At 41.9% G+C, this 7,218-nt stretch carries 5 protein-coding genes; all 5 read right to left on the bottom strand.

What is annotated here, in order from left to right:
- Positions 1–200: 200 nt before the first annotated feature.
- Positions 201–1,625 (bottom strand): glycogen synthase GlgA, encoded by a 1,425-nt coding sequence (gene glgA / locus J6U00_RS03035; RefSeq protein ID WP_296578669.1) that lies wholly within the window; start codon positions 1,623–1,625, stop codon positions 201–203.
- A gap of 15 nt (positions 1,626–1,640) precedes the next feature.
- Positions 1,641–2,762, bottom strand: coding sequence for a glucose-1-phosphate adenylyltransferase subunit GlgD (gene glgD / locus J6U00_RS03030; protein WP_296578666.1), 1,122 nt, complete (start codon positions 2,760–2,762; stop codon positions 1,641–1,643).
- A 14-nt stretch (positions 2,763–2,776) separates the two neighbouring features.
- A complete protein-coding gene (locus J6U00_RS03025; RefSeq protein ID WP_296578663.1) occupies positions 2,777–4,003 on the bottom strand; it encodes a glucose-1-phosphate adenylyltransferase in 1,227 nt (408 codons plus the stop codon).
- Between the two features lie 36 nt (positions 4,004–4,039).
- Positions 4,040–6,154 carry a 1,4-alpha-glucan branching protein GlgB gene (glgB, locus tag J6U00_RS03020; protein ID WP_296578660.1) on the bottom strand — a complete coding sequence of 705 codons (2,115 nt, stop codon included), beginning with the start codon at positions 6,152–6,154 and terminating at the stop codon, positions 4,040–4,042.
- Between the two features lie 248 nt (positions 6,155–6,402).
- The gene (locus J6U00_RS03015; RefSeq protein ID WP_296578656.1) at positions 6,403–7,023 is read right to left on the bottom strand and encodes a SpoIIE family protein phosphatase; all 621 of its coding nucleotides are present in this window, start codon (positions 7,021–7,023) and stop codon (positions 6,403–6,405) included.
- Positions 7,024–7,218: the final 195 nt, after the last annotated feature.

The following is a 7,218-nucleotide window of genomic DNA, read 5'->3' as shown; positions in this document are numbered from 1 at the left end:
ATTTTTTCGAAATTTTTTATCCAAGCTTTTCCTTCCTTGTCGGACAGTAACTAAATTATATCATCTCTTACGCAATTTGTCAAATCAAATTTTACCCAAATAATTTGTTTCTTTTTGTACGAAATAACGGACAGACAAGAATTTCGCGGATAAATGGTCGTTTCAGAAATAAAAAAGGCGTACTAAGACGCCTTTTTTTATCAATTATCCATAGCAAGAAGTTCCTTATATGTACTAATGTACATTTCAGCAGATTTCGACCAACTATGATCGCACTCCATAGCTCTTTTTACAAGCTCTTTCCATACGTTCTTGTCGTTATAATCGTTCCATGCACGTTTGACCGCTTCGAGCATATCATTTGCATTATATGTCTTGAAAGTGTAACCATTCCCGTCATCTCCACCGTTATCACGCACTGAATCTCTCAGTCCGCCGGTCTCTCTGACTATCGGCACGGCTCCGTATCTCATGGCTATCATTTGCGCTAGTCCACACGGCTCGCTCTGAGAAGGCATCAGGAACATATCAACTCCCGAATAAATCCTATGAGAAAGCTCTGGCTCAAAGCCTACCGTTACCGAAATCCTTTCCGGATACCTTGCGGCCATTTCAAGGAAGAAATCCTCATATATCTTTTCTCCGCTTCCGAGTATAACGAATTTTATTCCGTCATGTATCATTTCCTCGAATACACAGCGGATAAGGTCTATGCCCTTATGCCTTACGAATCGTGAAACGATACCTATAACAGGCTCGTCACCTTCAGCAAGTCCGAATTCCTTCAGGAGCTCTTCCTTACACTTGGCTTTTCCATCAAGCTTCTTTGAAGAATAGTTTGCAGCTATGGCCTTATCCTTCTCCGGATCGTAAAGCTTAGTATCTATGCCGTTCATTATACCACGAAGCTTATACTGCTTTGTTACAAGTATCCTATCAAGACCGTGTGCATACCACGGATCCATTATCTCCCATGCATAGCTTGGACTGACTGTAGTTATCATATCCGAGGTCTCAATAGCACCCTTCATCATATTCACAGAGCCGTCGTACTCTATCAGTCCTGCGTTATACATAGGTATGCCCATGAGTTCGCTAAGAACTTCTTTTCCGTACTTTCCCTGATATTCGATGTTATGGATAGTGTATACAATCTTGATACCGTCATATCCCTGCTGATACTTATAATATACATTGTAGTAAACGGGTATCAGCGCTGTCTGCCAGTCATTGCAGTTTATAATATCTGGGGTAAATTTTATATACTTAAGCATTTCTAGAACGGCCCTGTCAAAGAAGACAAATCTCTCGCAGTCGTCATAAAATCCATACAGGCCGTCTCTTGAATAGTAGTACTCATTATCTATGAAGTAATATGTTATCCCTTCATATATAGTCATAAATATCCCACAATACTGCTTGCGCCACGAAACGTCAACAGTAATATTAGTGAGAAATACCATTTTATCACGGATCTCGGGTCTTATCGACTTGTAGAGAGGTATCACCACTCTGCAATCGTGTCTTTTTGACTTTATTGCTTTAGGAAGCGAACCAGAAACATCTGCGAGACCGCCCGAGGCTGCAAATGGTACAGCCTCACTGGCAGCAAAAAGTATTTTCATATATTATCACCGCCGTCAGATCTTACCGCCTTTTCCAATATAAAGCGGATATGTCTCGGAGCCCGTAAGCACCTTTGCATCGCTTATCTCTACATTCTTATCGGTTATCACCGATGATATGCTACAGCTTGAGCCTACCTTTGTTCCTTGAAATAGCACACTGTCCTTTACCACAGTATCCTTCCCTATCCTTACTCCTCTGAACAGAATAGAATTGATAACTGTTCCTTCTATTATACATCCATCCGCTATAAGCGAATCTTTGATATTTGATTCAAGTCCATACTTTACTGGACCGTTGTCGCCTATTTTTGTAAAGACTGGCATATTCTTCATGAACAGCGCATTTTTCTTTGTAGGATCAAGAAGAAGTCTGCTTGCATTATAATAGTCCTGTATACTGTCTATCCTTGTGAAGAAGCCGTCATGCTTGTAGCCCATGATCTTGAAATCCTTATTGCCACTCTGGAGTATCTCACGTGTAAAGCTGTGCTGATTACGGCTTACCGCATCGGCTACAACCTTCTTGAGGAATTCTTTTGTGATTATACACATTTCAAGCCAGAGATTGCATTCGCCTTTGATTTGAGGAGCCACAAGAGCATCCTTAAGACAGTTTCCTTCATCAAATTCAAGCAATGTTGCACAGTTGCTCTTTTCGCCGTCATAATAGCTTCTGCTGTATACAAGAGTTATATCGGCTTCATTGTCCATGTGCTGTTTGAGCACAGGATTGAAGTTTATAGTTGTAACAACATCGCAGTTTGACATTATTACATACTTTGCATTTGAGTGCTCGACAAAGCCCCATATATTATTGAGCGCATCAAGTCTTCCTTTATATATACCGCCTGTTTGGCTATAAGGAGGTAGTAGATGAAGTCCTCCCTTTTTACGTGCCAAATCCCAGTCACGTCCTGATCCAAGGTGATCAAGAAGAGAACCGTAGTTTGATTTCGTGATTACACCTACCTCTGAAACTCCTGAGTTTACGAAGTTTGACAGAGGAAAATCTATAAGGCGATAACGTCCCCCGAAAGGTATAGAACCCATTGTTCTTGATTTTGTCAGCTCGCTGACATAAGAATCGTGCATACTTGCAAAGACAAGTCCCAAAACATTATAATTAACACTCATAGTACATTCCTCCGTCAGATATTTTCGCCGATGATCTGTTTCGGCTCTACGACCTTTTCAGCTGAAACAGTAACGTTATGTCCGACAACGGCAATGCCCCAGTCACTTCTGTTATCCACTTTTTCAGGACTTAAACCTACATGCGCACGGTTTTCGATAACGCTGTCACTTCCGACGATAGCATATTCAACAACAGCTCCCGACTTTATAACAGTTCCGGGCATTATGATGCTGTAATTCACAGAGGCACCAGGTTCTATAGTAACTCCCGAAAAGAGGATAGAGAAATCGACTGTTCCATCGATAGTGCTACCTTCTGATATCATGGAGTTCTCTATGCAGGCATTCTCGCCTACATACTGTGGCGGATAGTTGTTGTTACGCGAATATATCTTCCAGTTAGGATCATATAAATCGAGAGGAACACTTGGACTTAGTAGGTCCATGTTCGCCTCCCACAGTGAGTCAAGAGTTCCAACATCTTTCCAGTAGCCCTCGAACTCATAAGCAAATAATCTCTGTTTGTCACGGAGCATAGATGTTATGATGTCCTTACCAAAGTCTTTCGACCACGGCTCTCCCTTTTCCCTCTTTGCATTGGCTTCGTTCTCATTGTCTATGAGATATTTTTTCAACTTTGCCCAGCTGAATACATATATGCCCATTGAAGCAAGAGTTGACTTAGGCTCCTTCGGCTTCTCAACGAAGTCGATGATCTGCTGCTTATCGTCACATATCATTATACCGAAACGCGACGCCTCAGCTTTGGGGACATCTATTACCGAAATAGTGCAGTCTGCGTCGTTAGCAACGTGAAAATCTACCATTTTTGAATAATCCATCTTATAAATATGGTCGCCTCCAAGAACTACAACATACTCTGGATCGTAGCGCTCGATAAAACCCATATTCTGATAGATGGCGTTTGCTGTGCCCTCATACCACGAGGCTCCTGCCTGTGTTTCGTAGGGCGGAAGTACATGAACACCTCCGTTCATTTTATCAAGGTCCCACGGCTGACCATTTCCGATGTATTCATTGAGTACAAGGGGCTGGTACTGCGTAAGAACACCTACTGTATCTATACCTGAATTTGTGCAGTTTGAAAGTGGAAAATCTATGAGCCTATATTTACCGCCATAGGGTACTGCGGGTTTTGCCACATTTTTGGTCAGCGCATACAATCTGCTGCCCTGACCGCCTGCAAGGAGCATTGCAACGACTCTTTTTTTACTGTACATTGTTATTCCTCCAATACGTTTTCATGTATGTTGTAATTACTTTAAAGAAGTCTTTTTCTTTGCCGTAGTTTTAGTCTTTTTATCTGCTTCGAGGGAAACTTTCTTTTTGGGCTTTGCAACAGTCTTTTTAGCAGTTGAAGCTGTTTTTTTAACTGCCGAAGCCGATTTTTTGTCTGTCGAAACTTTCTTTTTTACCGCTGTAGACGTCTTCTTAGCTGAGGTTGCTGACTTTGTCTGCTTGGGCTTTGTCTCTCTCTTTTTAACCGGAACATATCTGAGATATATCACAGAAAGAGGAGCAAGGGTCATTGTTATACTGTTATCGTGACCGTGCATGGGAACGCTGTCCGATCTGAACGAGTTCTCAGTCACATCCGAGCCACCGAACTCAGCAGCGTCTGTATTGAATACAAGCTTGTATCTTCCCTTGTGTGGAACTCCGATTCTGTAATTCTTTCGCTCGACAGGAACGAAGTTGCAGACAGCAATTATCTCTTCGCCACTGTCGTCAATACGTCTGAACGAGATGATACTCTGCTTGTAATCGTCGTTGGATATCCAGCCGAAGCCATTCCATGAATCGTCATCCTGCCAGAGAGGAGGGTTATCAATATAGAACTTGTTAAGCTTCTCCGAGAACTTCTGCATTATCTTATGGGAGTCAAAGTTCAGCAGGTTCCAATCAAGCTGAGCTTTGTAATTCCACTCGTTAACCTGAGCGAACTCCTGTCCCATAAAGAGGAGCTTCTTGCCGGGGTGAGCCATCATGTACGCAAGAAATGCACGGTAAGAAGCAAACTTCTGTTCATGCTCACCTGGCATTTTATTAATCATGGAGCACTTTCCATGTACTACCTCGTCATGAGAGATAGGAAGGATATAGTTCTCCGAGAATGCATAGAAGAAAGAGAACGTCAGCTTGTCGTGGTTAAATGCACGATAAATAGGATCAAGTGACATATAGCTGAGCATATCGTTCATCCAGCCCATGTTCCACTTGAAGTTGAAGCCAAGTCCTCCAATATCAGTAGGCTTTGTAACAAGAGGCCATGCCGTTGATTCCTCCGCTATCATAAGAGCATCGGGGTGCTTAAGGAATACTGCTTCATTAAGGTGCTTCAAGAACTCTACAGCCTCAAGGTTTTCATTTCCACCATAGAGATTAGGAGCCCATTCGCCATCACGTCTATCATAGTCAAGATAAAGCATTGACGCTACCGCGTCGACTCTTAGACCGTCGATATGAAATTCGTCGAACCAGTAGTTTGCGCTTGAAATAAGGAAGGAACATACCTCAGCCTTGCCGAAATCGAATACTCTAGTTCCCCATGCCTTGTGCTCCTTTTTTCGGTCGTCTGTATACTCATAGCAACAACTTCCGTCAAACTCATACAGACCAGCTTCGTCCTTTGGGAAATGCGCAGGAACCCAATCAAAGATCACGCCTATACCTGCTTCGTGGAACATATCTATCATTTTCCTTAGATCATCAGGAGTTCCGTATCTCGATGTGGGGGCGAAATATCCAGTCACCTGATATCCCCAAGAGCCATCGTAAGGATACTCAGTCAAAGGCATGAATTCCACATGAGTATAAGACATCTTTTTAAGATATGGTATGATCTGCTTGGCAAAAGTAACATAATCGAGGAAGAGTTCCTCGCCGTAGTTTTTCCACGAACCGAGATGCACCTCGTATATATTCACTGGACTTTTATATATGCTCACTTTATTCTTGTTTTCAAACCACTTCCCGTCGTTCCATTTATACGAGCTCTCATATATTTTAGAGGCAGTTCCCGGACGAGTCTCGAAATGAGCAGCATAGGGATCTGCCTTCATAAGTACCCTGCCATCTCTGGCTTCGATACAGAATTTATATGCATCATACTGTTTAAGCTTGGGTATCTCGGTCTCCCAGATACCGTCAGCTATCATAGTCATTGGATTCTTTTTTCTGTTCCAGTTGTTGAAATCTCCGACAACAGAAACACTTATAGCGTCAGGAGCCCAAACTCTGAAAATAAAAACCTTGCTTCTTCCTTTTTTTACAGAATGTACACCAAAAAATTTATATGCTTCGTAGTTCTTACCCTGATAAAAAAGGTACAGCGGAAAATCATTCGGATTATTATTGTTGTTAACAGACATAATTCAGCCTCCTTTGCTATAATACATTTTATCAGAATCAGCAGAATTATTCAAGCTTTTTTGGTGATAATGAAAAAAATTCAGACGTTATGCTAATATTCGCCTGCCCAATTAGTGCAATTTGACAGATTCATTCTCAGTTTTTATTAGATTGCTTTATTAAATATGCACAGCAAAAGCATTTATTTGTATTGTGAAAAGCCTCTTTTGAGTTAATATTTTGTTCACACAAGTGCTACTTTTCACCGTCACCTCGTAACTCTCACTCCGATGACAGTAACGTCATCAGAATGTATTGAAGGATTGAACACCTGCGCTTTACGGCTTATTTCGTCAACAATATGTTTAAGGTCGTCTCCGCCGAGAAGCAACTCCTTGATAAAGGGATAGGCGTTCTCGGAGATCCCGTCAGAAAACATTATTACAATATCTCCTTCTTCAAATTCGCAATTTCTTACAAACACTTCCGAAGTCTCATATATACCTATTGGAAAGGTGGGCGAAGTTATTTTCAGTACGTTTCCGTGATGTCGTATAAGCGTTGCCGTAGCACCAGATTTTATAACGGTGAGAGTACACTCGTCAAGATCTATACGTACTGCGTCAAGAGTCGCAAAGCTTTCCTCCCATGATTTTGTAACCATTACAGAATTTACCAGCTTAACCGCTGAGGTAAAGCCTACTCCTCCCGTGACTAGTCTACGAAAAAGTCCCACGACCATGCGTGATTCCATAGAAGCAGCCCTGCCTGTTCCCATGCCGTCCGAAAGAACTGCATAACCTGCTTCCCTGCCGTCAAAGAATACTGTATGAGTATCTCCGTTATCAACTGAATTATCCGCTCCAGCTGAAACAGCATATACTTCCATTTCAGCACCCCCTACAATAACTGTGGATAATCAGCAACACCGACAGTTATAGGCTTGCCGCAAACAGGGCATATGATGTAGATCTGGTTAGGAATTCCAAAAGCGATTTGATAATCAGAACTATCATATTCAATATAGTTTCCGCAATAATCACATTTACATACTTCTGACATATTATTCACCAATTACCTTTCT

This window comes from Ruminococcus sp., assembly GCF_017650195.1.
In the GTDB taxonomy this organism is placed as follows: domain Bacteria; phylum Bacillota; class Clostridia; order Oscillospirales; family Ruminococcaceae; genus Ruminococcus.
Note: the sequence above shows the minus strand (reverse complement) of the source record. Positions and strands in the feature narration are given on the sequence as shown.

Coding starts and splice junctions, on each gene's coding strand:
- glgD (WP_296578666.1), bottom strand. CDS start 2,762: ATGAGTGTTAATTATAATGTTTTGGGACTTGTCTTTGCAAGTATGCAC.
- glgA (WP_296578669.1), bottom strand. CDS start 1,625: ATGAAAATACTTTTTGCTGCCAGTGAGGCTGTACCATTTGCAGCCTCG.
- J6U00_RS03025 (WP_296578663.1), bottom strand. CDS start 4,003: ATGTACAGTAAAAAAAGAGTCGTTGCAATGCTCCTTGCAGGCGGTCAG.
- glgB (WP_296578660.1), bottom strand. CDS start 6,154: ATGTCTGTTAACAACAATAATAATCCGAATGATTTTCCGCTGTACCTT.
- J6U00_RS03015 (WP_296578656.1), bottom strand. CDS start 7,023: ATGGAAGTATATGCTGTTTCAGCTGGAGCGGATAATTCAGTTGATAAC.